We start from the raw sequence: 26801 nt of genomic DNA, 5'->3' as shown, positions 1-26801 counted from the left end.
AACAGGTTCAGCCATGCCATATCGACTATCCAGATTGCTTGCAGCTGCTGCTATTTTTATAGCTGGCCATGCATATTCCCTAACGGCCGAGACCGCAAAAGCCATTGCCGTCGGAGAAAGCGACACCCGTGTCGAAGCCTTGCGCGCAGCGGTAGCCGGTGCCGATGAGAAGACCGTGCAATTTATCCAGGCCCTATCCGACGACGCGGTCAAGGTGGTGGCGGGCAAGCCAGTCGTCGTCAAGGACGACAAGGCGGTAGACCCTGTAACTGGGACAGAGTCGGCACTGCCGGACACTGCCGAAGATGTGATGAACAACAACCGCATGCGCGGCGAAATTGACAGCGCACTGGCGACACTCAAGCTGCTGTCGCCCGATGTGGCGGTGCGCACCGCCGCCATCAAGACCCTGCAGGGCGAGGTGGACGAAAGCAAGCTGCCCATGCTGGACAAGGCATTCGCACAAGAGACGGTGCCGGAGCTGAAAGAACGCCTGGGCCTGTTACGCGCCGCTGCGTTGCTGAGCAGCGCGGATACGGCCAAACGCCTGGAGGCGGCCAAGCTGCTGGCCGACAGTTCGCAGGCCGCAATCAAAACCCTATTGATTGAACGCCTGCAGGTGGAGACCGACGCAGGCGTTAAAGGCGCTCTGCAGATGAGCCTGGGGAAGGTGGAGTCACGCCTGGCGTGGGGCGACCGCCTGGGCGCCATTTTCAGCGGCATCAGTCTCGGGTCCATCTTGCTGCTGGTCGCGCTGGGCCTGGCCATTACCTACGGGCTGATGGGTGTCATCAACATGGCCCACGGCGAGCTGATGATGATTGGCGCCTACGCCACCTACGTGGTGCAAGGCCTGTTCCAGAAGTATTTGCCCGGCGCCTTTGACTGGTACCTGCTGGCATCGGTGCCGGTGGCCTTTCTGGCGTCGGCACTGGTGGGCGCGGCGCTGGAGCGCAGCGTGATCCGCTTCCTGTACGGCCGCCCGTTGGAGACGCTGCTGGCCACCTGGGGCATCAGCCTGATGCTGATGCAGCTGGTGCGCACGATCTTTGGCGCGCAAAACGTGGGTGTGGAAAACCCGAGCTGGATGAGTGGCGGTGTGCAGTTGATGGGCAACCTCTCCCTTCCCTACAACCGGCTGGTCATCGTGGGCTTTGCGATTGCGGTGCTGGCCGGTGTGTGGTTTTTGATCGAGAAAACACGGTTGGGCCTGTTTGTGCGCGGCGTCACGCAAAACCGCCCCATTGCCAGCTGCATGGGCGTCAACACCGCCCGCATCGACACCTATGCCTTTGCACTGGGTTCTGGCATCGCCGGTCTGGCGGGTTGTGCGCTGAGCCAGGTTGGCAATGTGGGGCCGGACCTGGGCCAGGGCTACATCGTGGATTCCTTCATGGTGGTGGTGCTGGGCGGTGTGGGCCAACTGGCGGGCACTGTGTATGCGGCGCTGGGCCTGGGCATCCTGAACAAATTTCTGGAAGGCTGGACCGGTGCGGTGCTGGCCAAGATTGCCGTGCTGGTCTTCATCATCATCTTTATCCAGAAACGTCCACAAGGCATCTTCGCCATGAAGGGCCGGAGTGCAGAAGCATGAGCACCACAACGACAACTACTTCTACTTTGGTTTTGCCGTCCCGAGCGCCGTTGTTGACGCGCTCCGGCTGGGGCGCGTGGCTGGTCGCACTGATCGTCTTGTGTGCGCTGGTGCCGGTGCTGAACCTGGTGGTGCCTGCCACCAGCGTCTTCCACCTGAGTGACTTTGCCGTGGGGCTGGCGGCCAAGATCATGTGTTATGCCATCTGCGCGCTGGCCATGGACCTGATCTGGGGCTACACCGGCATCCTGAGCCTGGGCCATGGCCTGTTCTTTGCGTTGGGCGGTTATGCCATGGGCATGTACCTGATGCGCCAGATTGGTACCGATGGCAACTACAAAAGCAACCTGCCCGACTTCATGGTGTTCCTGGACTGGAAAGAGCTGCCCTGGCACTGGACGTTTAGCGATAGTTTTGCTGCCACGCTGTTCCTGGTGGTGGCGGTGCCGGGGCTGGTGGCCTTTGTGTTTGGTTATTTTGCCTTCCGCTCGCGCATCAAGGGGGTGTACTTCTCCATCATTACCCAGGCCATGACTTTTGCGGCCATGCTGCTGTTCTTTCGCAACGAGACCGGTTTTGGTGGCAACAACGGGTTCACTGATTTCAAGCGCATCCTGGACATCCCCATCGCCACGCCAAACATGCGCATGGTGCTGTTTGTGTTGACGTCGCTCACGTTGCTGTCCTTTTTCCTGCTGGGGCGCTGGCTGGTCAATGCCAAGTTTGGCCGTGTGTTGCAGGCCGTGCGTGATGCTGAAACACGGGTCATGTTCTCGGGCTACAACCCCATTGGCTACAAGCTCACCATCTGGACCATCTCGGCCATGATGTGTGGTGTGGCGGGAGCCTTGTATGTGCCGCAGGTCGGCATCATCAACCCCAGCGAGATGAGCCCGGCCAATTCGATTGAGATCGCGATCTGGGCGGCGGTGGGTGGGCGCGCCACGCTGATCGGGCCTATCGTCGGTGCCTTTATCGTCAACGGTGCCAAGAGCTGGTTGACCGTGACCTACCCCGAGTTCTGGCTGTACTTTCTGGGTGCGCTGTTCATTGGCGTCACGCTGTATTTGCCAGACGGGGTCGTGGGCCTGGTGAAAAAGCTCAAGGGAATGAAGGGGGTAGTCAAATGACGCCCGAACTGTTGGAACAAGGCGCCAAGCGCGCAGAGGCCCGTGCCGCTGCGTTGGCGGCGCGCGCCGGGCAAACCGAATCCGGTGGCCGCTCGGCAGGCATTGGGCGCGTGGTGAAGGACCGCGAGGTCGACATCACCCATGGCCGCATCCTGTACCTGGAAGATGTACACGTCAGCTTTGATGGCTTCAAGGCCATCAACGGCCTGTCGCTGGACATTGCGCCGGGTGAACTGCGTTGCATCATCGGCCCCAATGGGGCTGGCAAGACCACGATGATGGACATCATCACTGGCAAGACGCGACCCAACAGCGGTACGGTGTTCTTTGGCAGCACGATAGACCTGCTGCGCTACACCGAGCCCGAGATTGCGCAACTGGGCATTGGTCGCAAGTTCCAGAAGCCCACGGTGTTTGAACAACTCACCGTGTTCGAGAACCTGGAGCTGGCGCTGCACACCAACAAAGGCGTCAAGTCGTCGATGTTCTTCCGCCTGGACTCGGCCCAGGGCGACCGGCTGGCCGAAGTGCTGCACACCATCCACCTGGCGGATAGCGTAGGGCGCCAGGCCGGCAACCTGAGCCACGGCCAGAAGCAGTGGCTGGAGATCGGCATGCTGCTGATGCAGGAGCCCAAGCTGCTGTTGCTGGACGAACCGGTGGCCGGCATGACGGATGAAGAAACCGAACGCACCGCCGAGTTGTTTTTGACACTCAAGGGCAAACACTCACTGATGGTGGTGGAGCACGATATGAGTTTTATCCGCACTATCAGCGACATCGTGACCGTGCTGTGTGATGGCTCAGTGCTGGCCCAGGGCACACTGGACCAGGTGCAGGCGGATGAGCGCGTGATTGAAGTCTATTTGGGGCGCTGACTATGTTGAACGCAAAAAACATCAACCAGTACTACGGCGGCTCGCATATCCTGCGCGACGTCAGCATCGAAGCCCAGCTCGGCAAGGTCACGGTCATCCTGGGCCGCAACGGCGTAGGCAAGACCACGCTACTCAAGTCGCTGATGGGTCTGGTGCCGATCAAGACCGGTTCTATCGAGCTGGGCGGTAAAGCCATCCACAAGGCCACGCCTTATGAGCGGGCACGTGCCGGCATTGGTTTTGTTCCCCAAGGCCGCGAGATATTTGGCCGCCTGACGGTGGAAGAAAATTTGCAGATGGGCCTGGCCTACAAAAGCGCCAGCACACCGATACCGCCGGAGCTGTATGAACTGTTCCCCGTGCTGAAACAGATGCTGGGACGCCGCGGCGGTGATTTGTCGGGCGGGCAACAACAACAACTCGCCATCGCCCGTGCGCTGGCCGCCAAGCCCAAGGTGCTGATTCTGGACGAGCCTACCGAGGGCATACAGCCCAGCATCATCAAGGACATTGGCCGCGTGATCCGCATGCTGGCTGACCGCGGCGACATGGCGATATTGTTGGTGGAGCAGTACTACGACTTTGCGCAGGAACTGGCCGACCACTATGTGGTGATGGAACGTGGAGCCGTGGTGGCTAGCGGCTTGGGCAAAGACATGGAAGCCAACGGCGTGCGCAAACTCGTGGCGATCTAGATCGGTGGCTCTGCCGGTTTAGGCCCACCGGTGCGCAGCACCAGCCCACCGGACTGGCGCCGTTGTTCACCCATCGCCGCCTTGACACTTTGTATGCCGAACTTGGCCCGCAGTTCCTGCAGATCGGCCGACAGCCCACCCGCGTCGGTGATCTTTCCGGCGTGTTTCAACAGCACCTGGTGGGCGTTGTCGATCAGGCGGGCGTTGAGTGTGGTCCGGCCATGCTCGACCAGCGCGCCGACCGCCGCCGCCGGATCGCCCGACAGGCTCAACGCCATGGCGTTTTCGGCGATTGCCAGCACCTGGGCCTGGCACACCTGCATGCGCTCCGCATAGGGCGGGTGGGCCCGGGCGCAGGCGGCCAGCAGCTCGGTTTGTGAACGGTTGCTGCAAAAACGCAGACCAATGGACTCCACGATGGATTCCACCTCGTTGAGCTGTATGGCCTTGTTGGCCAGCTGGGCGACCAGGGCCAGCACGTTGCTGGCGGACTCGAAATCGAACTCGCTGTTGCGCACGGTTTTGGCCAGGCCACGCACTGCCTCGACAGACTGCGCAAACTGGTGTTGCTGTATCAGGCTCAGCACCACCACAATATCTGCCAGGCGCTTGAGGCGCGGGCTGTCCGGGCTCTTTTCCATCAGGCGGTTGAAGTCGTCCAGGCAGCGCTGCAGCCCTTTGCGGTCGCCGTTCTCCAGCCGGGCGAAGGCCAGCAGTACCAGACACTGGGCGTCAAACATCTTGGATTCCAGGCCCAGGCGCGCTGTGCGGTCCAGCAGCTTCTCGGCCTCCACATGGTCGCCCGCGTAGTAGGTCATCATGGCCAGGTTCTGCAGCCGGGTGATGGACGCCGGCGTCAGCGTGGCGGCCATCTTGTAGGTTTCCAGCGCCTTGTCCAGCCGGCCCAACTCAAACTGGGCACGGCCCATCACGTCGTAGGCATCGACAAAGCTGGGCTCGGCGCTGATCAGGTTCTCCAGCGTGCTGGTGGCCTGGCTGATCTGGCCGGCGTCCAGCTGGGCCCGGGCCACGCCCAGGCGCGCCCAGGGCAGGGTCTTGGCCTCGACCACGGCGCGGTAGACCTTTTGCGCGTCGTTTGGTCGCCCCACGCGCAGCAGCAGCTCGGCGCCGACACGTGCCGCGTAGAGCCAGAACTTGCCCTTGCTTTCAAAGCGCTCCATGCACAGCGCGGCCGCTTCTTCGAATGCTTCGTTTTCGATCGCGGTAAAGATGTCCTGCAGCGAGACCTTGCGCACGCGGGCCTGCACCAGGCGTTCGCCCAGGTCTATGGCCCGGTGCGGCTTGAGCAGGTAACCGTCCAGCGCGGACTCGGCCGCCTCGGCCACGCGGGCGTAGGTGGCCTCGCCGGTGACCATGATGAAGATGGTGGAGTAGGGCAGCAACTGGTTGCGCCGCAGGTCGTCCAGCAGGTCCTGGCCAGAGCTGTTCTCGTCGGCGAAATGCAGCTCGCACAGCACAAAATCAAAGGCGCGAAACTCCAGCTGGCGGCGCGCATCGACTGCGCGGGCGCACTGCACCACGGCGCCGACACCAAACTCCCGCAGCTGTGAGACCAGGATGGAGCGGGACGTTGGATTACCGTCCACCACCAGGGCGGAGCAGTTTGAGAAGTCGTCTTCCTGGGTGACCATCAGATTGGCACAGTGTGCTCCAAAAATAACGTGGCGTGCAGCGGTCCGAGAAGGCTTTTGCAGTTCAGTATCAAAAGGATAGCACTACATGGACCAAATACGGGGGCTAGAGGCCGATTTGGCCCAAAGCTCCTGGCGCCAGGTGTTGCGCAGGGTGCGCAGCAGCGCCATGGCAGGCTCCACCACCGGTGCCAGCACACGCACCACCAGCACCTGCGGGTGGGGGCTGGTGGCGCCCGCCGTACCTGCCAGCGCGTGTTGTGCGATCACGGCGCGGGCGCTGTCCAGCGCGCGTTCACGGCGCTCGCGGGGGATGGGCTGACCGGTGATAAAGAAAAACGATGCCACGCATTTGTGACCGGCCATGCCCGCCGGGCTGTCCAGCAGGCGGCTGTCGCTGGCTTCTATTGCGCCGCGCTCCAGCCAGACACCAGGCACCTCGATATGTTGGCGGAAATGGCCAGCCACAAAAGGCAGGTTGGCCAGCGGCAGGCCCAGCGCGGTGATATCCCAGCCCATCAGTTCGGCGCCCGGCGCCAGTTCCATGGTCAGACGGTTTTCGGCCAGGCAGGCGCTGTAACAGATCGCCTCCAGCGGCAGCCATTCCAGGCGCGCATCGGCTTCCACCCGCAAATGGGTTTTCTGCAAAGCGGTCAGGCCGTCGGACCGGTAAAAGCGGCTGGCGCCTGGCGTGGTGATCAGCGCGTGGCTGCCGGCCTGGGCGTGCACGTTGATCTCCAGCGTGTCGCCACCGACCAGACCGCCGGGCGGGTGCACCAGCACGTTGTGGCAAATGCTGTCGCCCTCGGGGTAGAGGCTTTGCAGAATGCGCAGCGGGCCGCTGTGGCTGTGGCGGGCCACGGTGCGGCCGGCTTCCAGGGTGTAGTCCAGTTGTAGCTGAGCGTGCCAGGGCATGGTGTGAAGTGTTGAGGACAGAGCTTGCCGCTTCGCGGCTGCGGTCTGTCCCGCAAAGTTTCAGATTAACAAATCGCTGAGTGTGCGCGCCATGACCTTGGTCGCACGGCGCAGGTCTTCCAGGTCCAGGCGTTCGTCCGCCCGCTTGGCATGGGACTCCAGCACGGTGCGCGGCCCTGCGCCGTAGATCACACCGGGGATGCCCGCCTCGCAGAACAGGCGCACATCGGTGTACAGCGGTGTGCCCAAAGCGGGGATGGGTTCTCCGAACACTTGCTCGCCATGTTTCTGGATCGCGTCCACCAGCGGACGGTTGCCGGGCAGGGGTTGTAATGCGCGCGCCAGCAGGATACGTTTGATATCCACCGTGATACCGGGCAATGCCGCGGCCGTGTCCTGGATCAGTTGGCGCAATGTGGCTTCGACTTCGGTGGGATTCTCTTCGGGGATCATGCGGCGGTCCAGCTTGAAGCTGACGCGCCCGGGCACGACATTGGTGTTGGTTCCCCCTTCAATCGTGCCAATGTTCAGGTAAGGGTGGGTGATGCCTTCGACCTTGGACGTGATGCTCTGGTACAGCGTGTTCTGCGCATAGAGCGCAGTCAGGATGTGGTTGGCGGCCTGCAGCGCATCGACGCCGGATGCTGGTATGGCCGCATGCGCCATCTTGCCGTGCACGGTGACTTCCATCTGCAGGCAGCCGTTGTGCGCCGTGATGACCTGGTAGCTGAAGCCGGCGGCCACCATCAGGTCGGGCTTGATGATCTTGTGTTGGAGCAGCCAGGCCGGGCCGACCTCACCACCAAACTCTTCGTCGTAGGTGAATAACAACTCCACGCTGCCGTGGGTTGGTTTGGCTACTGCTTCCAGCGCACGCACTGCGAATGTGTAAGTGGAAAAATCACACTTGCTGACGGCTGCCGCGCGGCCATAAATTTTGCCGTCTTCAATCTCGCCACCGTAGGGATTCTTGGTCCAGCCCTCGCCGGGGGGTACCACGTCGCCATGGGCATTGAGCAGCACCGTGGTGCCTTCGCCATATTTGCGGCGCACCACCAGATTGGTGATGGTCTCCAGCCCGGCGGTGCGTACCTCGGCTTCGGGCACGGCGTGTTTTTCGGCATCAAAGCCAAAGCCGTGCAGCAGCTCGGCGGTGCGTTCGGCGTGGGGTGTGTTGTTGCCCGGCGGCGTGTCGGTAGGGACGCGGATCAGTTCCTGCAAGAAGTGCACCTGTTCGTCAAAGTGGGCGTCGATCCAGGCGTCGAGTTGTTCGTAGGTGTTCATTGGAATGTCGGATGGGAGTGGTAGTACGCGGATCAGTCCGCAGGCGATTGGGCCATGTCGGCCAGCAAATGTGCAAAGGCGTCGATGGCCAGTTGCATGTCGTCGTTGGTGGTGGACTCCAGCGGGTTGTGGCTGATGCCAGAGTTCAACCCACGCACAAACAACATGGCCTGGGGCAGGATTTCATGCAGCTTCATCGCGTCGTGTCCTGCCCCGCTGGGCATGTGGTGCAAGGGAACGCCAAGGGCTGCCACCGCCTTTTCCCAACGGGCCTGCCATTCGGGGGCGCTCGGTGCAGCGCTGGCGCGCATGTTTTCAGTGACGCTGTGGTGCACACCGCGGCGGGTGCAGATGGCGGCCAGTTCGGTCAGAACGTCGTCTGCCAGCTTGTCGCGCTGCGCATTGTTGGGCGCGCGCAGGTCCAGCGAAAACAGGCAGCGCCCCGGCACCACGTTGATGGAACCATTGGGTACCTGCAGCATGCCGACGGTACCGACCGAATCGCCGTCGGCCGCGGCGCGGCGCTCTACAAACAGCATCAGCTCGGCCACGGCCGCTGCCGCATCACGCCTGCGGTCCATGGGTGTGGTGCCGGCGTGGCTGGCCATGCCGACCACTTCACACTGGTAACGCACACCGGCGTTGATGGAGGTGACGATGCCCAGCGGAATGTCGAGTTCGTTCAACACCGGGCCTTGTTCGATGTGGACTTCCACAAAACCCTGGTAGTCGTCGGCATTGCGTTTTATGCTGGGGATGTCGTCGACACACAGGCCTGCGTGTTGCATGGCGGCGCGCATGCTGATGCCGTCCGCATCCACCTGGTCCAACCAGGCCGGGTTGAAATGCCCGGTCAACGCGCCGGAACCCAAAAAGGTGGCCTTGTAGCGCTGACCTTCTTCTTCGGCAAAGGCGACGATCTCGATATCAAATGGCAGGCGTTTGCCGGCAGCAGCCAGTTGCTGCACGCAGGCCAGCGGCACGTAGATGCCCAGGCGACCGTCGTACTTGCCGCCGTTGCGCACCGTGTCGTAATGGCTTCCGGTGAGCAATGTCTTATGAGAAACTGGCCTGTAGCCCCCGTCGGATGGACTTGATGCGCTATCGTTTTTATAACAACCCACCACATTGCCCACGGCGTCGATGTGTACCGTATCGCAGCCCGCGTGGCGCATGTCCATGCTAATGCGCTGTGCGCAGGCGCGGTGGGCGTCGGTCAGGTAGGTGACGGTGAGTTGGCCCAGTTCGGCATAACTGGGGTCGGTGTGTTGTGCCAGGGTCTCTTGCCAGTCCCATACCGTATTGCCCAACTCCGGCGTGTAGCCAAACAGGTCGTTCAGTCGGATTTCGGCGATGCGGTGGATGTTGCGCACACACTCCTGGCGTTCAAAGTCCGGGTGGCCGTGCAGGCGGCGCTCAAAGGTGGCGATGATCTCGGCCTTGGACAGGCCCGTGCCGCGCGGCCCGCGCACTGCCAGGATGAAGGGGAAGCCAAAACGCGCGTTGTAGTCGCGGTTGAGCTGCTGGATGGTTTCAAACTCTTGCGGCGTGCAGTGCGTGAGGCCCGCCTTGCTCTGTTCGTTGCTGGACTCTGCCGTCAGGCTCTTGTCCACCATGGCCTTGCCGGCTAATTCGGGGTGGGCGCGTATCAGCGCTAACTGGGGCTCGACACCGGCAGCGTTCAGCACGCCGACCATCGCGTGCTTCAGTTGGGCCAGGCTGGTAAAAGGGCGCTGCTGCAATGCCACTTCGGGAATCCACGGCGAATGTTCGTACAGGCCGGCCAGCAGGTGGGTGGCATCTGCCAGCGTGGCCTGGTTGAGTTGGGACAGGGTGATCGCCATGGGTGGTGTTCGGTAGGAGGAATGGGGGGTGTTAGGCCTGGAACGGGTGGGTGGCTTTCCAGTGCCGTGCAATGTCCACTCTGCGCGCCACCCACACGTGGGAGTGCTGGGCTATGTGGTCCAGAAAACGCTGCAGCGCGGTGATGCGGCCGGGGCGGCCCAACAAGCGGCAGTGCATGCCAATACTCATCATGGACGGGCGATTGTGCCCGGCAGGGTTGCCCTCGGCATACAACACATCAAACGTGTCCTTCAAATACTGGAAGAACGGGTCGGCGTGGGAATAACCCTGGGGCAGTGCAAAACGCATGTCGTTGCAGTCCAGCGTGTAGGGCACGATCAGCTGGGGCACCACCGTGCCGTCACTCTTCTGCACCTGCATCCAGAAGGGTAGGTCATCACCGTAGTAGTCGCTGTCGTATTCAAAACCGCCGTAGTCGGCCACCAGGCGGCGGGTGCGCGGGCTGTCGCGGCCGGTGTACCAGCCCAGCGCCCTGTGGCCGGTGAGTTGTTCAATCGCGGCCATGCCCAGCTGCATGTGTTCGCGCTCAGTGGCCTCGTCCACATTTTGGTAGTGGATCCAGCGCCAGCCGTGGCAGGCGATCTCGTGGCCCAGCTCCACAAAGGCGGCGGTCAGCTCCGGGTGGCGCTGCAGTGCCATGCCCACGCCAAACACGGTCAGCGGCAGGCCACGTTGCTCGAATTCGCGCAGGATGCGCCACACACCGGCACGCGAGCCGTATTCGTAGATGCCCTCCATGCTGATGTGGCGCTCGGGGTAACTGGCCGGGTTGAACATCTCGGACAAAAATTGCTCCGAACCCGCGTCGCCATGTAACACGCTGTTCTCACCACCCTCTTCGTAGTTCAGAACAAACTGCACCGCGATGCGGGCGCCGCCCGGCCACTGCGCGTGGGGTACGTCTTTGCCATAACCGACCAGGTCGCGCGGATAGGCTTGTGTGGAGTCGTAATTTTTCATGGTGTGGCGTGGGCTGTTGTGGGCGCCAGCATCAGCGACGCTTCCACGTGCAGCAGGTGTTCGTCCATCAGACGCAAGGCCCGTGCCTCATCACGCGCTTCCAGCGCTTCCACTATGCTGCGGTGCTCTTCGTGTGAGTGTTCGGCGGCGCCGGCCGATTGGTACATCAATGTGATCAGCGCGCAGCGCGACAACAAATCCATCAGCAGATGCGCCAGCACCTCGTTGCCCATCAGTTGGGCCATGCGCACATGGAAGTCGCCCAATAGGGTGGTGCGGCCCGGCACGTCGCCCCGCATCACGGCGGCTTCTTCCTCGGTGATGTGGTCTTTGAGCGCGTCTATGTGTTCCTGCGTGGCGGTGCGGATAAAGGCCTGGGTCATACCCGCCTCCAGCATGCGGCGCACGGCAAACACCTGTTTTGCCTCGGTTATCGAAGGGGCCGCCACAAATGCTCCGCGTGCGGGCTCCATGTGGATCAGCCGGTTCTGCGACAGCTTGAACAGGGCCTGGCGTATCAGCGTGCGCGACACGCCAAACTGGTCGGCCAAGGTCTGCTCAACCAGCTTGGCGCCGGGTTGCAGGCGGTGCTCGACGATGGAGCGGGTCAGCGTTTCGACAATGAAGCCAGTGGTGGTGGAGTCCATGCGGCCATCATAGCGACAATGGTAAAAAGTGTATACACTTTGTCGGTTGCGACCGGAATACCCACTGAAAGGATGCCGCCATGGGCTTGAGCACACACGTACTGGACACCATGCATGGCACACCGGCCGCCGGCATGCAGGTGGCGCTGTACACCACGCAGGGTGAGCAGGCTACGCTGGTCAAGTCTTTTGTGTTGAATGCGGATGGCCGCAACCCCGACGGCCTGTTGTACGAACATGCCGACCTGAAGGTGGGCACCTACCGCTTGGTGTTCGACGTGGCGGGGTATTTCAGGGGCTGCGGCGTGAGCCTGCCGGAGCCCAATTTCCTGAACCTTGTCAGCCTGGACTTTGGTGTGGCCCATGCAGACCAGCATTACCACGTTCCGCTTTTGGTCAGCCCCTGGAGTTATTCCACTTACCGCGGGTCTTGAGTATGTCCGCACGCAACCAATCGGGACTTCCGTGAAATAGTGCGCAGGGTGGCTCCGCCCACCGGCCTGAAAATACGGTCATTCGCTTTTCCCTATCGAAACCTGACCGTGATCACCAAAAAGAAATACACCGCCGCACCCGAACACGCCCACAGCCGCATTCTGGTCTTCAACGACTCCGCGGTGGATGTGACCAGTGTGGTCAACCTGCTGGAGGGCATGGGTTACCGGTCCGTCACCCCCATCACCGACCCGCGCCACCTGCTGTCCACACTCAGTGCCAGCCCCTTTGACGCCCTGTTGGTGGATCTGCGCATGCCGCACTTGGACGGCCTGAAGGCCATCTACCTGATACGCGAAACTTTCTCCGCCGCCGAGCTGCCCATTCTGGCGATCAGCGACGATGGCCTGGCCGAACTGTGCAACGCCGGCCTGCTGGCCGGTGCCAACGACCATGTGGTGCGCCCCATAGACCCCATCGATGTAGCACTGCGGGTGCGCAATCTGCTGACCATCCACGACATTTACAAAACCAGCCAGGACATCAAAAACAACCTGGAGCGCGAGGTGCAGGCCCGCACGGCCAAGCTCAATATGCTGATCGAAAACGGCCTGCTGATGTCCATGACGCGGGACCGCACCGCACTCATCCGCCACACGCTGTTTGAGGGACGGCGCCTGCTGCACTGCGATGCGGCCACGCTGTACCTGCGCACCGACCGCCAGACGCTGCGCTTCAGCATGCGCACCCGGGGGGACCAGCTTGCCGACAAGGAGCTCCCGCTGTTGGACGACGCCACTGGACTGCCCAATGGCCGGTATGCCGCAACCTGGTGTGCCAACCACAAGCAGACGCTGCGCATCGACAACGTGTATGCCGAGGACCGGTTCGACCTCACCGGCACCCGCAGTTTTGACGAGGCCACGGGCTTCAAAACCGTGTCCACACTCACGGTGCCGCTGATCCCGCGGGGCGGGCAGGTGGTGGGTGTTTTGCAGTTCATTAACAAACTGGATGCCGATACGGGCGCCGTGGTCCCATTCCCGCCAGAATTGGAGCCGCTGGTGGAGGCGTTGGCCGCACAGGCCGCCGTTACCCTGGCCAATCTGGCCCTGCAGGACGCCCAACTGGCCCGCGCGGAACAGGCCGAGGCGGCTTAGGCGCGCTGCCGCCGCGGGCAAGGCCACGGCGTGTTGCAATTTGCCGCCATCAGGGGCAAGATGGCAGTGCTTACGCATCCACGCCACCCGGGGAGACTGCCATGACAAGCCCTGCCGCACCCAGCCCACAACACCCTGCCCACGATGTCACCGCGCTGATTGCCGCGGTGGCGCGCAACACCGAGGCCGGTGGCCTGCGCAAATTTCTGGAGCTGTACCGCTGGAAGGTGCTGGCGGACTACATCCGCCCGGCCAAACATGTGCGCGGTGAGCTGGTCATTGGCCAGGGCCAACTGGACCGCAAAGTGTATTTTGTGGAGTCGGGCGATCTGAAGGTGGACATGCACACCGACAAGGGCATCGTGCACCTGGCCATCGTGGGCCCCGGCAGCGTGGTGGGCGAGGCCAGCTTTTTCTCCCACCTGCCGCGGATTGCCGCCGTGTCGGCCTACAGCGACTGCAAGATCTGGATACTGCCGCCCGAGGAGTTTGACCGCCTGTCCCACGCCAATCCCACGGTGGCATTGGCGGTGAGCATGGCCCTGGGCACCATCCTGGCCACCCGCATGCAGGACATGAGTAAACGCGTCACCGTGGTCTAGGTTTACTGGCTCAAAACGCCCAGGTCGCCACCACATATCCCTGGCGCTGCACCGGCACTTGGCGCACGATGGCGCTGTCCGGCCCGCCATGGGTGCGCAGCCCCGCTTCCAGCTTCACATGGTCGCCAGACCACAGCAGCGATGCGGTGGTGACACAACCCTGGTCGGCCGGGTGGTACAGCACATCCAGCGCGGGTTGCCAGCGCTCATGCTGCCAGCTCAGGCGCACAAACACATTGTCCTGGCGCAGGTTGGTGGACGCGCCAAAGGCGTGTCCCTGCCAGGCCAGGTTGCCCGCCACGGCGGAGGCCGGTACGCGCCGGGTCAGCCACAGCGGCAGGGCCTGGTTGCGTGCAGCCCAGTCGTTCCACTGTGCGTCGCTCAATGCCGTGTCATCGTGCCAGGCTTCCACCATCACGCCGATCTGGCTCTCGTGGGTCCAGGTGCCGCCCACCAGCCATTGCTGACCGGCGCCGGTGCGGGTGGCCTGCCAGGGGTTGGTGGGCGACAGGCTGGTTCCGGTGTTGCTGCTGGCCAGGCTGTTGGCATGCTGGTAGCTGCGCAGGGATGCATGCAGCTCCAGCGCGTCCGTCGCCACCCAGGATGCAGCCACGCCCAGGCTTGCGCCCGTGTGTTCGCCGTGGCGGGCAAACCCATGCCAGTCCACCGCGCCGGCACGCCGGTAGACGCGTGCTGCAAGCGCCGCCTCTTTGGCGCCGGTGTTGGATTGCGCCTCCAGCGGGTTGACCCACACCAGCGACCAAGCCGTGTCGGCGTCAAAGTGTTCGGCCATCAGCAGGGGTTTGCCGGTCAGCGCCTCAGACGCCAGCGTGCGCCGCACCTCCTGCTGCACCATGTCGTTGGGCCTAAAGCCGTAACCCACGTCCCAGGACACCACCTTCTTACCCGCGCTCCACTGCCAGCCCAGCGCCTGGCCGGATGCATAGGCTTCGTTGATCCAACCATCACTGGTGGTGGTGCCACCCTGCGGACTGCGGGCCTGCGCCGTTGCAACCGCGTGGAGTGTGAGTGGGCCCGCCTTGGCGGATGCACGCAGCTCGGCCTGCGCGGTGCCAGCAGAAGGCTCGCTGCTGGCTGAGCCCGGCTGTATCTGGTTGGCCTGTGCCAGCGGCCCGGCATCCGCCACCTGGCGGTCCACCCAGGCGGCGCGCACCTGGCCTGACACCTCGGCACCGTGGGCCATGCCGACCAGCGCGCAGGCTCCCAACGCAGCAAGCACAGAGCGGCGCATTAAAAATGTAGACATGCTCTCTATTCCAGTGAAGGATTGCGGGCCAGGAACATCGGATTGAGCCACTCCGCCGGCACCGTGCGGTCCTTGCGGGCCAGGTACTTGATGCGCGTTTCCTTCTTGTTGCTCAACTGGTCCACCAGCACCATCTCGGACACGGTTGTCGGGTTGGTGGGTTTGTCCATCACAAACCGGGCCTGTTTGGCCAGCTTGTCGGACTGCACAAACAGATCGGCACGCACCGGCTCGTGGCGGGTCTTGCCGATCCACAACTCGATGCGCTGGTAGGTCACACCCTTGCGGCTGGCCTGCAGGCTCAGGTGCAGGCAGGTGGCCTTGCTGTTGTCGGGTGTGCAGGGTTCTTCACCGACCACGGTGCCGGTGTAGTCGCCAGCCCAGTTCATGGTGGCAATGTCGCCGGTGGACGCATCACCCAACAACTTCTGCATGGGCGTGATGCGCATGGGGCGCTGGGTGTTGGGCATCAGCAGCCAGAAGTCGTCGGCCAGCATCAGCACCTTCTGGCCTTTCTCGACCGGGCTTTGCATCAGCACCAGGGACTTGCGGTCGGACTGGGCAAACACGGTGTAACGGCGCTCTTTGTCGGTGCTGCCATCGGTGTTGAGCACGGTGACCTGGGTGTCCACCTGCAGGTTCTCGGCGCTCATGCGGTAGCGGTCGGCGGTCTTGAGCAGGGTGTTGATGTCTTGCGCCAGGGCGGGGGTTGCCGTGGCTGCGGCTACCGCCAGGGCGGCCAGGGTTTTGTAAAAATGGTTCATGGTCGTTCTGCAGAGAGTGTTTGTGAGAAATTTGCCTCTAGCCCCCGAATTCATTACTTCTATCGCTATGAATTCAGGAGTATTTAGGATCAGTTGAGGACAGAGCTGCGCTTTGCTACGGTCTGTCCCGCAAGGTCTCAGGTATGGGCCAGCGCATCCACCACCGGCATGTGCACGGTCTTACGTGCCACCCAGCTGGATGCCAGCATGGTCAAGAGCACCATGGCGGCCAGCGTGGCGATGTACATCAGCGGATCGATGGCGATGTTCAGCGGATACCCCACCGAGCGGCCGGGTGGTGGTGGCATGTGCACGGGCACCACGTAGAGCATTAGCGAGATGCCGAGCGACAGGGCTGCGCCGGTGATGGCACCCACACCGCCCAGCACCATGCCTTCCAACGCCAGAGTACGCAGCAGCTGGCCGGGCAGTGTGCCCATGGCGCGCAGCGTGCCGATCTCACGGGTGCGTTCGATGATGGCCATGGCCATGGCGTTGGTCACCACAAACACCACGATCACACCAATGATCAGCCCCAGTGCACCAAAGATGCGGTTGTACAGATCACGTACCGACCGGTAGAAGAAGGCCTGGTCCATCCAGGTCTGCACCGTCAACTGCGGGTGCTGGGCGGCCAGGCGCTGCTGCACGGGCTCGGTGGACTCCATGCGGTCCAGGAAGATGCCCAAGGTCGACACACGTTGTGTCACCAGCAGCTTCTGCGCGGTCACGATGTCGGTGTAGACCAGGCGCTTGTCTACGTCCGGCACACCGGTGGTGAAGATACCTTTGACCCGCACGTCCATCGCGTTCATGGCGCCATCCGTCGTGCTGGCCAGCAGGGTCAGGCTGCTGCCCGGTGTGGCCTTGAGGCTGCGGGCCAGGCCGGCGCCTAGCATGACCTCGGCATCGGCGCTGCCGGATACCAGCACCTTGCCCTCGGTCATCGTCAGAAAGGGGCCTTTGACCGCGAACTCGTTATCCGGGTCCACACCGGCGGCCATCATCACCGTGGATTTGTCACCGTTGCTGATCAGGCCACTGAACTCCACCTTGGGCAGCACTTGGCGCACGGCAGGGTCGGCCAGCAGGGCGGTGCGCAGCGCGGCCACGTCGTCCATACCGTGCTGCAGTGGCACGTCTTCGTCTTTGGCAAAGTGGTCGGACTTGCCCAGGATCAGGTGGCCGGTGGTGCGGGCCGCAGCCTGGGCCAGCGCCTGGTAGGTGAACAGCGCAAAACCACCGGCCAACAAAATGGCGGCCGTTCCCAGTGCGGCAATCGACACCGTGACCAGGGAGCGGCGGCGGTTGCGCAGCGTGTTTTGTATGGCGAATTTGAGCCACATGTTCATGTTGCTGCTCCTTCAATCTTTCCATCGAGTAGGGCCACCACACGGTCGCAGCGGCGCGTCAGGCGGCTGTCGTGGGTGGCGATGACAAAAGCCGCACCTTCGGCGTGGCCGCGTTCGCGCATCAGGTCCAGTACCTGGTCGGCAGTGTGGGAGTCCAGGCTGGCCGTGGGTTCGTCGGCAATCACCAGGCGCGGGCGTTTGATCAGTGCACGGGCAATCGCCACACGCTGGCGCTGTCCGCCAGACAGCGCATCGGGCCGGTGGTGGGCGTGGTCTTGCAGGCCCACGGCCTTTAACTGGGCCGCCACCCGTTCGCGCCGCTCAGGCGCAGGCACACCGGCCAGGAACAGCGGGTAGTCCACGTTCTCGGCCACCGTCATCACCGGTACCAGGTTGAAGCTCTGGAACACAAAACCCAGTGCGTCGCGGCGCATGAGTGTGCGCTGGTCCTCGTTCAGGCCGCTGATGTTTTGGCCGCCCAGCGCGATATCACCCGAGTCCGGTGTGTCGATGAGTCCGCACAAGTTCAGGATGGTGCTTTTGCCACTACCAGAGGGGCCGGTCAGCGCCAGCAGTTCGCCGCGCTGCACGGTCAGGTCCACACCTTGCAGCGCGGGGATGGTGTGCTGGCCCAGGCGGTAGGTTTTGAACACGCCGTGCAGGGACACCACCGCGTGATGGTCAGAATGTGCAGCGGTGTTCATGACGCGGACAGGGTCTTCAGCAGGGCCTGGGCTTGTGCGGCCTGGGGTGCCTGTTGTTGCACGATCAGGTCCAGGTAACGCTTGGCTTCGGCTGTGTTCTTGGCTTTGCTGGCCTCTTTGGCGGCGCTCAACCAGACCGAACCCCGGAACGGCAGCGGGGCTGTGGCCAGCAGGGGGTGTTGCACGACTTCACCCAGCAGCTTGGCACCGCGCTCGCCGCGGTTCATGAAACCGGGCACCGCCAAAAAGGTGTTGGAGGCGACGAACTTCACTTCCAGCACGCCGGGTGTGCCGTGTTGCACCGGTGCGTCGTGGGCGGGGCCGAGCAGGGCCAGGGCCTTGTCCAGTTTGGCCAGGCCGTCCTCGGCATAGGCCATCTTCTTCCAGGGCAGCATGGTGGTGCTGGCCTTCATGGAGGTGGCCGAACCCGCATAGGCCATCAGCACGGGGTTGGTGGGGTCGCTCAGCAGCAGTCCGGCAAATGCGTCTGCGGCCTGCTCGATGGCTGCGCTGTCACCCTGGCTGGCCTGGATGAAATGTTTGAAGGCGGTTTGGAACTGCGCCTCGGGCGCAGCCATGGTGGTAGCGCTCAGGCAGACCAGGCTGGCTGCCAGCGCGATGTGGCGAATACGGCGGGAAAAAGTGGTGCGGTGGTTCATGGCTGCGTCCTCGTAAAAGTGAATGAGGACTGCAGTGTCTGAACGCCGCGCCTTTCACGCAGCTGCTTTGAGACGAAATGGCGAACCGCGGCGCGAAATGCCGCCGGTTGGCGTGAAATTGTGCCCCCACGCTCCGCCGCTTTGCGGGTCGCTGCCCCCCGAGGGGGCTAAATCCGCTTGGGGCGGCCCTGCGCGGATTTGTCGTGGGAATCGGCCAGTGAGTCTAGAGCTGGCCTTCGGTCAGCGTATCCAGCTGAAACTGGCCACTTTTGTGCCACAGCCAGGTGTCGGTGTAGGTGACCTTGCCCATCTTGATGGGGGCGGGGAAGGGCGCTGCTGCACGTACCGAACGTTCAATCTCGGCCACCACCTCGGGTGCATGGCGGGGGGCGCGCATCCAGCGGATGGCGGTCACCGCGCCGCTGGCATTGATGTCCACCTGGATCACGCCAATGGCGTACAGCAGGGGTGGCATCTTGCCGCTGAAGATGCGTTGGGTGTTACGGGCGTAGAGGTGGGCCGCACCGTCGCGGCGGTAGTCGCGGGGTGTGGCGGCGTACGACGTGCGGGTGGATATGCCGGTGGTGGCCGGGCTATCGGCCGATACAGGGGGGGCGGCTACCGGCGGTGCAGGCGCGGGCTGCGGTGGCAGCACCGGTGGCGGGTTGGTGCAGGCAACGACCAGGCTCACAATGCCGGTCCACAGGCTGGCGCGATACAACTTTTGCAATAGCATGTTTACGGTTTTCAGGTGGGGTGGGCCAGAGGGTCGATGCATACTTGGTTTCCGATTGTCCATTTTGCAACAGCACGTAATCCGTTGAAAAGGTATCTGAATGTGAGTTTGCAAACCGCCTTGTTGGACCAGCTGCAGCGTGATGAGCCTGGAGTGCTGGTCACCGTGCAGTCCACCCGCGGCTCTACCCCGCGGGAGGTGGGCACCTGGATGGCCGTGTTTGCCACCACCACCGTGGCGACGGTGGGCGGCGGCCGCCTGGAGTTTGACGCCATGGCCCATGCCCACCTGTTGCTGGCGCACGGCAGCGCAGAGACCGTGGTGCGTTATGCGCTGGGCCCCAGCCTGGGCCAGTGTTGCGGCGGTGAGATGGTTTTACATTTTGAAAGGATTGGTGCGGCCGATGTACCGGCGCTGCTCCAGCGGCTGACCCGCGCGCTTGTTCCCGTGGCATTGTTCGGCGGTGGCCATGTGGGGCGCGCCGTGGTGCAGGTGCTGGCCCGTTTGCCCATGCAGCTGACCTGGGTGGACAGCCGCGACGAGATATTCCCCGCCGACCTGCCGCCCGCTGTGCAGTGTGAGCATTCCGACCCGGTGCACGCCGCGGTGGCGGACCTGCAAGCGGGCTCCCATGTGCTGATCATGAGCTTCAGCCACGCCGAAGACCTGGATGTGGTGGCTGCCTGCCTGGCCCGCCAGCGTGCGCGGGTTGATCTGCCCTATGTGGGCCTGATCGGCAGCAAGACCAAATGGGCGTCCTTCCGCCAGCGGCTGCAAGCGCGTGGCTTTACCGAGGCCGAGCTGGCCCACATCACCTGCCCGATTGGCGTGGCTGGCATCACGGGCAAAGAGCCGGAAGTGATTGCGGTGGCTGTTGCGGCACAGATTCTGCAGCTGCGTGGCTAGCCAGAACAAACCCTAGCGCCCCAGGGATACCATTTCTTCATCACGCAACTTTTGGACTTCTTATGGAAAAACTTCGTAAGTTCGCGCAGCTATTGTTCGCCATCGCGCCAACGGTCGTATTCAGTTACTCCACACACGCGTTTTCAGAAAAACCCATTCCTGCTGTGCCTGCAGCGACGGCAAGCACCAGCATGTCATCCACCGGCTTCTCCGCATCCCATGCGGCCGTCCTGGACGCAGCACTGCGCACCGCGGTGCTACAGGCTGGTGTGGTGTCCATGTCGGCCGCCATCGCTACCCAGGGTGAGCTCAGATGGGCCGGATCCTATGGATGGGCCGACATTGAAAGCCGTGCGCTTGCATCGCCCTCCACGCGTTACCGCACGGGCAGTGTGGCAAAGCCGATCACAGGCGTGGCCATGATGCGCTTAGTAGACCGTGGACTGCTGGAACTGGATACACCCTTGGGTACGGGCATCGCCGGGCTCTCGGAGGAGTACCGCCAAATTACCCCGCGGCAACTGGCGGCCCATGTATCGGGCATACGCCACTACGCGTTATCAGAGATATTGTCCAGCTCAATAGGTTTCAGTGGCCCCAAGCACTATGCAAGTGTCTCCGAAGGTTTGGAGAGTTTTATAGGCGACAGATTGCGGTTTGCACCGGGTACCAAATTCCTCTATTCGACTTGGGGCTACTCGCTGTTGTCACGCAAGCTGGAATTGGCCGCCGGTTCTTCGTTCCCGCAGCTATTGCAGACCTTTGTTTTTGAACCCTGTGCCATGCAAGACACGGCGGTCGACGGAATTGCCCCCATGAAGGCGCGTGCGAGCTTCTACCAGGCGGAGAGCGGAAGCTACAGTTTGGCAGCCCCCATGGACACCAGCAATCGCATTGCCGGAGGAGGTCTCGTATCAACACCTTCAGATCTTGTGCGACTGGCCATGTGTGCTGAGAAAGACAGCTTTTTGTCACAGGCTGCGCGCAAGTCCATGTGGACGCCGGTCAAGTTGGCAGATGGCCAAGCCAATGAACAAAACTATGCGCTGGGGTGGAGGATCGACACATCTACCAGGATGTTCGGCAAAGACAAGCCCACGGCCGTCATTCACCACGGTGGCCAACAAGAGGGCGGGGCCAGTTTCCTGGTCATCGCCCCAGATTTAGGTGTATCGGTGGCAGTGATGACCAACTCTGGAACCAACGCCGCACGCCAAGCGGTGCAAGAAACGGCTTATGAACTGATTCGCCAACTCACGGCCATTAGCGGTGCCACCAAAGCACAGTAAAACTGTATACACTTTGCAAACACTCCACTGAGAACACACACCGCATGGAAAGTTACCTGCTCGATTGGGCCAACCTGCTGCTGCGCTGGGTCCACGTCATCACCGCCATTGCCTGGATCGGCTCCTCGTTCTATTTTGTGTTTCTGGACAGCAGCCTCACGCCGCCCGAAGACGAAGACCTCAAGCGCCAGGGCGTCAGCGGCGAGTTGTGGGCCGTGCACGGTGGTGGTTTCTACCACCCGGTCAAGTTTGCCGGGGCACCGCCTCAACTGCCCAAACATCTGCACTGGTTTTACTGGGAGAGCTATAGCACCTGGCTCAGCGGTTTTGCGCTGTTCACGGTGTCTTACCTGTGGAGTGCGGGCACTTACCTGATCGACAAATCGGTGATGGACTGGTCGAGCGGCGCGGCCATTGCCGTGGCACTGGGCTTTCTGGTGGTGTTCTGGCTGGCGTATGACGGCATTTGCCGCATTTTTGCCCAGCGCAAACATGGGGATGCCATCGTTGGCGCGCTGGTGGGTGTGCTGGTGGTGATTGCCGCCTGGCTGGCCTGCCACTGGTTTGCCGGGCGTGCGGCCTTTTTGCTGGTGGGGGCCATGATGGCCACGGCCATGAGTGCCAACGTGGCGCACTGGATCATCCCCGGCCAACGCAAGATGGTCGCCAGCATCAAGGCCGGTGAGCCGGTGGACCCTATCCACGGCAAACGCGGCAAACAACGCAGCGTGCACAACACCTACTTCACGCTGCCGGTGCTGTTTGCCATGCTCAGCGGCCACTACAGCTTTACCTACACCCACCCGCAGAACTGGCTGGTGTTGGTGGCCATGATGTTTGCCGGCGCCGCCATCCGCCAGTTTTTTGTGCTGCGCCATGGCTTCAAACTGGGGCGCAACAGCCACCCCTGGCCCTACGCGCTGGTGGGTGTGTTGGCCCTGGTGGTTCTGGTGGTGTGGCTCAGGCCCGCGCCGGTAGCCGCGGTTGCTACACATTCTGTAGCTACACCACCAGTATCTACGGGGGCTACAGGCCAAATTGGCTACAAGACCCTGCAGGCGGTGATGGACCAGCGCTGCACCCTGTGCCATGGTGAGCAGGCGCAGATGAAGAATGTGCGGCTGGATTCCCTGGAGCACATTCAGCGCAATGCGCAGGCTATCTACCAACAGGTGGTCATTACCAAGGCCATGCCCATGAACAACGCGACCGGTATCACCGATGCCGAGCGCAATTTGATCAAACAATGGTTTGAAAGCGGCGCTGCGCTGGTACAGTAGCGCCACTTTTTTACTGAGCACTTTCAGCATGCAAACCAGACTTTCTGCGGCAATATTCGCGCTGCTTTTTTCCCTGACATCTGCCGTATGGGCGGGTGAAAAGGGTTATTTTGGTTTTGCGCTCACCATCGACGGGAACGGGATGTTCTGGAACCCGACCCTGCGCTCCGTCAAGATTGCCAGCGTGGCACCCAAGTCGCCCGCGGCCGAAGCAGGTGTGGTGACCGGTGATGAAATCCTGGAAGTGGCTGGCAAGCCGGTGCCTGGCGCCAAGGGCAACGACCTGAAGGCACAGGTTGAAAAAGAGATTGGCCAGCCATTGCAACTGAAGTTGCGCCGTGCCAATGGCGAGGTGGCAGCGGTCACCCTGGTGGCTGCGGCCAAGACCTGGTAGGAGCGCGCATGGACACCAACACAAACCCCAACTTGGCTTTAGTGGCTGCCGTTGCGAAGGACGCCGAGGCCCTGGTGGCCCTGCGCATAGCCGCCATGCGCGAGAGCCTGGAGCGCATAGGGCGCTTTGACCTTGCCCGGGCGCGGGACCGTTTCCTGGACGGTTTCGAGCCCCAGTTCACACAACATGTCGAGTGGAACGGTGCACGCGTGGGCGTCTTGGTGGTCAAGCCGCAAGCCGCACGGCTGGTGCTGGACCACCTTTACATCCAGCCAGAGCAGCAAGGGCAGGGCATCGGTGCAGCGGTGCTGGCGCATGTCTGTGCCCGGGCCGATGCCGAGCGCAAATCCGTGCACCTGCGTTCGTTGAAGGACAGCGACTCCAACCGCTTCTACCTGCGCCACGGTTTTGAGCTGCTGGGGCAGGGTGAGTTTGACAACTACTATGTGCGCGCTGCCAAACCATCGGGCGCTGCCAAGCCTGTCGCCAAAGCCTAGAGATTTTTTTTGCCACAGTACGTCGCCTTTCTGCGGGCTATCAACGTCACCGGCCGCTTCATCAAGATGGTGGACTTGGCAGAACATGTGCGCACGCTGGGCCATACCAACGTCAAAACCTATATCAACAGCGGCAACGTGTTGTTCCAGTCGCGCCAGCTGTCCACCTCACGCCTGGCCACGGCCCTGGAAGACGGCCTGGAGCCGCTCTTGGGTTTTCGCGCCGAGGCGTTTGTGCGCGCTGTGCCAGAGCTACAAGCCGTTGCGGCCCAAGCCCTGGCGCTGCGCAGCCGCATAGGGCCCGAGGGCGACATCAACGTCGCCTTTTTGCAGCGGGAGCTGACGGCGGATGATGAAGCCGCCATCGCACCGCTGCGCAATACGCAGGACGACTTTGTGTGTGATGGCCAGGAGCTGTACTGGATCTGCCAGTCGCTGCAAAGCCAATCCAAGTTTTCCAACGCCGTACTGGAGCGCAAGCTGCGCACCCGTGCCACCTTGCGGCGCGGCAGCATGCTGCAAGGCCTGCTGGCCAATCTGGCCGCCGCATAATCACCTGCTGTTTTGTTATCCGGCCCTTTGGGTCACTTGTTATGCGCCGCACCCTGCTTGCCCTGTTGATGTCCCAATCCCTGTGGGTCTGCACCCCCAGCGCGGCGCAAGACAAACCCCTGACCGAATTCCCCTACACACCGGGGCTGGACGTGTCAGCCATGGACAAGACGGCCAACCCCTGTGAAGACTTCTACCAGTACAGCTGTGGCGGCTGGATACAAAACAACCCTATCCCGGCAGACCAATCGCGCTGGAGTGTCTACGGCAAGCTGTACCAGGACAACCAGCGTTTCCTGTGGGGCATTCTGGAAACGTTGTCGCAAAAGACAACGGGCAACACCGCCAACCAGCAAAAGATTGGCGACTACTATGCCGCCTGCATGAACGAAGCGGCGGTAGAACAGCGCGGCGCCACACCCATGCAGCCTGTGCTGGACCGCATCAACGCCATGCAGAGCAAGGCCGACCTGCCCACCGTGCTGGCCACGCTGCACCTGTCCATCGCCAGCAGCGGCCTGTATTTTGGTTTTGGCTCGGAGCAGGATTTCTCCAACTCGTCCAACGTGATTGCCTTCGCCACCGGCGGTGGCCTGAGCCTACCGGACCGCGATTACTACACCCAGGCGGATGCCAAGTCCAAGGACATACGCGCCAAGTACCTGGCCCACATAGCCCGCATGTTTGTACTGATGGGCGATGCACCGGCACTGGCCCAGAAACACGCTCCGACCGTGCTGCGCACTGAGACCACACTGGCCCGTGCCACCTTGTCTGTGCTGGACCGGCGCGACCCCTACAAGCTGTTTCACAAGATGGACGTGGCCCAGCTGCAGGCCCTGACCCCCGGCTTTGACTGGGGCCAGTATTTGCAAACCGCAGGCCTGGCGGACGTGCGCACGCTGAACGTGACCGAGCCCAGGTTCTACAAAGCCCTGGCCCAGCACTGGAAGACCAGCAGCCTGGACGACATCAAGACCTACCTGCGCTGGCACGTGGCCCATGCACAGGCCACCGCTTTGTCCAGTGCCTTTGTCACCGAGAACTTCAATTTTTTCAGCAAGACCCTGCACGGCACACCGCTGCAACAGCCGCGCTGGAAACGGTGTGTGGCCCTGGTAGATGCGCAACTGGGCGAGGCCCTGGGCCAGGAGTTTGTGGACCGCGCCTTTGGCCCTGAGTTGAAGCAGCGCACGTTGGTGATGACCGAGCAGATCGAGCAGGCCATGCTGATGGAACTGCAGCACCTGGACTGGATGAGCCCTGCCACCAAACTCAAGGCCACCGAAAAGTTGAAAACCATCGTCAACAAGATTGGTTACCCCGACCAATGGCGCGACTACAGCAGCGTGGCCATTGCGCGTGACGACTTCTATGGCAATGTCACCCGCGCCATGCAGTTTGAAGTGCGCCGCCAGCTGGACAAGATCGGCAAACCGCTGGACCGTGGCGAGTGGGGCATGACACCACCCACGGTGAACGCGTATTACAACGCGCAAATGAACGACATCAACTTCCCTGCTGGTGTGTTGCAGCCGCCGCTGTTCGACCCCAAGATGGACGACGCGCCCGGCTACGGCAACACCGGCGGCACCATTGGCCACGAGCTGATCCACGGCTTTGATGACGAAGGCCGCAAGTTTGACGCCCAGGGCAACTTGAAGAACTGGTGGGCGCCGCAGGACAACGCCAAGTTCCAGGAACGTGCCCAGTGCATCGTCAACCAGTACGCCCAATACACGGTGGTGGACAACATCAAGATCAACAGCAAACTCACGCTGGGCGAAGACATGGCCGACCTGGGCGGCCTGGTGCTGGCCTGGACCGCCTGGAAGGTGCAGACCACCTTGGTCAAACCCGAAAGCCGCGACGGCTTCACCCCCGAGCAGCGCTTCTTCATCGGGTTTGCGCAATGGGCGTGTGAAAACAACCGGCCCGAGGCGCTGCGTGTGCAGGCTGCTACAGACCCCCATTCACCCGGCAAGTACCGGGTGAATGGGGTGGTGGTCAATATGCCGGAGTTTGGGAAGGCGTTTGCCTGCAAGCCAGGGGCGGCTATGGTGTCGGCCAAGCCTTGCAAGGTGTGGTGATATCCATCACCTTGGGGCAGCTGCGCTGCGTTTGCGCTTACTTGATGCTGTGAAAGCTGCCGCTGAGCGAGCCGTCTGGATTCAAAACTTTGAATACACTGCCTGACCGTGTGACGGTGAAGCACCTTTCCTGCCCCGCACGGATGGTGGACCAGGTGGTGCAGTAGCCCTGCTCGGTCAGGCGCCAAGTTCCTGTGTCACTGGTGTTGCCCGCACTTAACGCAGCTTTGCCATTGGCGTCGATCTTCATGCTGACTTTTGCGCCACTGGCTGTTGTGCCCAATAGCTCTTTGCCCACCCATGTTTCTTGAATCTCTTTCCCGGAAACGGGGCCGTCTTGGGCAATCGCGCTGGTTGCACATGCTACAGCGAGCAAGAGTGACGCAATGGGCAATCGTAGGTGGTGCATTTGACGCTCCTGTGTGCGAGTGATTAAAACTGCGGGGACCTTCTAAATCGTAGCAGTTGGTGGCGATTTTTCCAGTTGTTTGTG

At 62.2% G+C, this 26801-nt stretch carries 27 protein-coding genes; 14 read left to right on the top strand and 13 right to left on the bottom strand.

What is annotated here, in order from left to right:
• Positions 1-13 precede the first annotated feature (13 nt).
• Genes urtB through urtE form a run of 4 tightly spaced genes read left to right on the top strand, consistent with a single transcriptional unit; the run spans position 14 to position 4297 of the window.
• Complete coding sequence (gene urtB / locus HZ993_RS08855; RefSeq protein WP_209397173.1) at positions 14-1594, top strand: urea ABC transporter permease subunit UrtB; 1581 nt, start codon at positions 14-16, stop codon at positions 1592-1594.
• On the top strand, positions 1591-2724 hold the full coding sequence (gene urtC / locus HZ993_RS08850) for an urea ABC transporter permease subunit UrtC (protein ID WP_209397171.1): 1134 nt from the start codon (positions 1591-1593) through the stop codon (positions 2722-2724). The genes urtB and urtC overlap by 4 nt, the downstream gene beginning before the upstream one ends.
• Positions 2721-3602: an urea ABC transporter ATP-binding protein UrtD gene (gene urtD / locus HZ993_RS08845; protein ID WP_209397169.1), complete on the top strand. Its 882-nt coding sequence runs from the start codon at positions 2721-2723 to the stop codon at positions 3600-3602. The genes urtC and urtD overlap by 4 nt, the downstream gene beginning before the upstream one ends.
• A gap of 2 nt (positions 3603-3604) precedes the next feature.
• A complete protein-coding gene (gene urtE / locus HZ993_RS08840; RefSeq protein WP_209397167.1) occupies positions 3605-4297 on the top strand; it encodes an urea ABC transporter ATP-binding subunit UrtE in 693 nt (230 codons plus the stop codon).
• Here the strand turns inward: urtE and HZ993_RS08835 are convergent.
• The 6 genes from HZ993_RS08835 to HZ993_RS08810 all read right to left on the bottom strand — a co-directional run bounded on the left by HZ993_RS08835 (position 4294) and on the right by HZ993_RS08810 (position 11621).
• Positions 4294-5949, bottom strand: a complete 1656-nt coding sequence (locus HZ993_RS08835) for a response regulator (RefSeq protein WP_209397165.1) — start codon at positions 5947-5949, stop codon at positions 4294-4296. The two genes, urtE and HZ993_RS08835, sit on opposite strands and share 4 nt — an antisense overlap.
• A gap of 84 nt (positions 5950-6033) precedes the next feature.
• Positions 6034-6864 carry an urease accessory protein UreD gene (locus HZ993_RS08830; RefSeq protein ID WP_209397163.1) on the bottom strand — a complete coding sequence of 277 codons (831 nt, stop codon included), beginning with the start codon at positions 6862-6864 and terminating at the stop codon, positions 6034-6036.
• Between the two features lie 60 nt (positions 6865-6924).
• Positions 6925-8148, bottom strand: a complete 1224-nt coding sequence (locus tag HZ993_RS08825) for an ArgE/DapE family deacylase (protein WP_209397161.1) — start codon at positions 8146-8148, stop codon at positions 6925-6927.
• A gap of 32 nt (positions 8149-8180) precedes the next feature.
• Complete coding sequence (gene uraD, locus HZ993_RS08820) at positions 8181-9992, bottom strand: 2-oxo-4-hydroxy-4-carboxy-5-ureidoimidazoline decarboxylase (RefSeq protein WP_209397159.1); 1812 nt, start codon at positions 9990-9992, stop codon at positions 8181-8183.
• 31 nt (positions 9993-10023) lie between these two features.
• The gene (gene puuE, locus HZ993_RS08815; RefSeq protein ID WP_209397157.1) at positions 10024-10974 is read right to left on the bottom strand and encodes an allantoinase PuuE; all 951 of its coding nucleotides are present in this window, start codon (positions 10972-10974) and stop codon (positions 10024-10026) included.
• Positions 10971-11621 carry a GntR family transcriptional regulator gene (locus HZ993_RS08810; RefSeq protein ID WP_209397155.1) on the bottom strand — a complete coding sequence of 217 codons (651 nt, stop codon included), beginning with the start codon at positions 11619-11621 and terminating at the stop codon, positions 10971-10973. Before HZ993_RS08810 ends, puuE begins: the two co-directional genes overlap by 4 nt.
• Before the next feature lie 80 nt (positions 11622-11701).
• Here HZ993_RS08810 and uraH point away from each other — a divergent pair, with 80 nt between their 5' ends.
• From uraH to HZ993_RS08795, 3 genes are all read left to right on the top strand, one after another.
• Positions 11702-12055, top strand: a complete 354-nt coding sequence (gene uraH / locus HZ993_RS08805) for a hydroxyisourate hydrolase (protein WP_209397153.1) — start codon at positions 11702-11704, stop codon at positions 12053-12055.
• A 108-nt stretch (positions 12056-12163) separates the two neighbouring features.
• Entirely contained in the window at positions 12164-13216 is a 1053-nt protein-coding gene (locus HZ993_RS08800) for a response regulator (RefSeq protein WP_209397148.1), read from the top strand.
• 101 nt (positions 13217-13317) lie between these two features.
• A complete protein-coding gene (locus tag HZ993_RS08795) occupies positions 13318-13818 on the top strand; it encodes a Crp/Fnr family transcriptional regulator (RefSeq protein ID WP_209397147.1) in 501 nt (166 codons plus the stop codon).
• Positions 13819-13828: 10 nt separating this feature from the next.
• On the opposite strand, the gene HZ993_RS08790 is transcribed toward HZ993_RS08795, so the two are convergent.
• From HZ993_RS08790 to HZ993_RS08765, 6 genes are all read right to left on the bottom strand, one after another.
• On the bottom strand, positions 13829-15085 hold the full coding sequence (locus tag HZ993_RS08790; protein ID WP_209397146.1) for a hypothetical protein: 1257 nt from the start codon (positions 15083-15085) through the stop codon (positions 13829-13831).
• Between the two features lie 5 nt (positions 15086-15090).
• On the bottom strand, positions 15091-15849 hold the full coding sequence (locus HZ993_RS08785; RefSeq protein ID WP_209397145.1) for an outer membrane lipoprotein-sorting protein: 759 nt from the start codon (positions 15847-15849) through the stop codon (positions 15091-15093).
• Positions 15850-15986: 137 nt separating this feature from the next.
• Positions 15987-17201 carry an FtsX-like permease family protein gene (locus tag HZ993_RS08780; protein ID WP_209397144.1) on the bottom strand — a complete coding sequence of 405 codons (1215 nt, stop codon included), beginning with the start codon at positions 17199-17201 and terminating at the stop codon, positions 15987-15989.
• On the bottom strand, positions 17198-17905 hold the full coding sequence (locus HZ993_RS08775; protein ID WP_209397143.1) for an ABC transporter ATP-binding protein: 708 nt from the start codon (positions 17903-17905) through the stop codon (positions 17198-17200). The genes HZ993_RS08780 and HZ993_RS08775 overlap by 4 nt, the downstream gene beginning before the upstream one ends.
• Positions 17902-18564, bottom strand: a complete 663-nt coding sequence (locus HZ993_RS08770; protein WP_209397142.1) for a hypothetical protein — start codon at positions 18562-18564, stop codon at positions 17902-17904. The genes HZ993_RS08775 and HZ993_RS08770 overlap by 4 nt, the downstream gene beginning before the upstream one ends.
• A 223-nt stretch (positions 18565-18787) precedes the next feature.
• A complete protein-coding gene (locus HZ993_RS08765) occupies positions 18788-19300 on the bottom strand; it encodes an energy transducer TonB (RefSeq protein ID WP_209397141.1) in 513 nt (170 codons plus the stop codon).
• Positions 19301-19402: 102 nt separating this feature from the next.
• Here HZ993_RS08765 and xdhC point away from each other — a divergent pair, with 102 nt between their 5' ends.
• The 7 genes from xdhC to HZ993_RS08730 all read left to right on the top strand — a co-directional run bounded on the left by xdhC (position 19403) and on the right by HZ993_RS08730 (position 26308).
• Positions 19403-20206 (top strand): xanthine dehydrogenase accessory protein XdhC, encoded by an 804-nt coding sequence (xdhC, locus tag HZ993_RS08760; protein WP_371816974.1) that lies wholly within the window; start codon positions 19403-19405, stop codon positions 20204-20206.
• A gap of 62 nt (positions 20207-20268) precedes the next feature.
• Positions 20269-21495, top strand: coding sequence for a serine hydrolase (locus tag HZ993_RS08755; RefSeq protein ID WP_209397139.1), 1227 nt, complete (start codon positions 20269-20271; stop codon positions 21493-21495).
• A 44-nt stretch (positions 21496-21539) separates the two neighbouring features.
• Positions 21540-22775: a urate hydroxylase PuuD gene (locus tag HZ993_RS08750; protein WP_209397138.1), complete on the top strand. Its 1236-nt coding sequence runs from the start codon at positions 21540-21542 to the stop codon at positions 22773-22775.
• A 28-nt stretch (positions 22776-22803) separates the two neighbouring features.
• Positions 22804-23169: a PDZ domain-containing protein gene (locus HZ993_RS08745; protein WP_209397137.1), complete on the top strand. Its 366-nt coding sequence runs from the start codon at positions 22804-22806 to the stop codon at positions 23167-23169.
• A gap of 8 nt (positions 23170-23177) precedes the next feature.
• Positions 23178-23666, top strand: a complete 489-nt coding sequence (locus HZ993_RS08740; protein ID WP_209397135.1) for a GNAT family N-acetyltransferase — start codon at positions 23178-23180, stop codon at positions 23664-23666.
• A 9-nt stretch (positions 23667-23675) separates the two neighbouring features.
• Complete coding sequence (locus HZ993_RS08735) at positions 23676-24218, top strand: DUF1697 domain-containing protein (RefSeq protein ID WP_209397133.1); 543 nt, start codon at positions 23676-23678, stop codon at positions 24216-24218.
• Positions 24219-24259: 41 nt separating this feature from the next.
• The gene (locus tag HZ993_RS08730; protein WP_209397131.1) at positions 24260-26308 is read left to right on the top strand and encodes a M13 family metallopeptidase; all 2049 of its coding nucleotides are present in this window, start codon (positions 24260-24262) and stop codon (positions 26306-26308) included.
• A 37-nt stretch (positions 26309-26345) separates the two neighbouring features.
• Here the strand turns inward: HZ993_RS08730 and HZ993_RS08725 are convergent, their stop codons facing one another.
• A complete protein-coding gene (locus HZ993_RS08725; protein WP_209397129.1) occupies positions 26346-26717 on the bottom strand; it encodes a hypothetical protein in 372 nt (123 codons plus the stop codon).
• Between the last annotated feature and the right edge of the window lie 84 nt (positions 26718-26801).

Source organism: Rhodoferax sp. AJA081-3 (genome assembly GCF_017798165.1).
Lineage (GTDB): Bacteria > Pseudomonadota > Gammaproteobacteria > Burkholderiales > Burkholderiaceae_C > Allorhodoferax.
The sequence above is the reverse complement of the archived record's forward strand: the minus strand, read 5'-3'. Positions and strand labels throughout refer to the sequence as shown.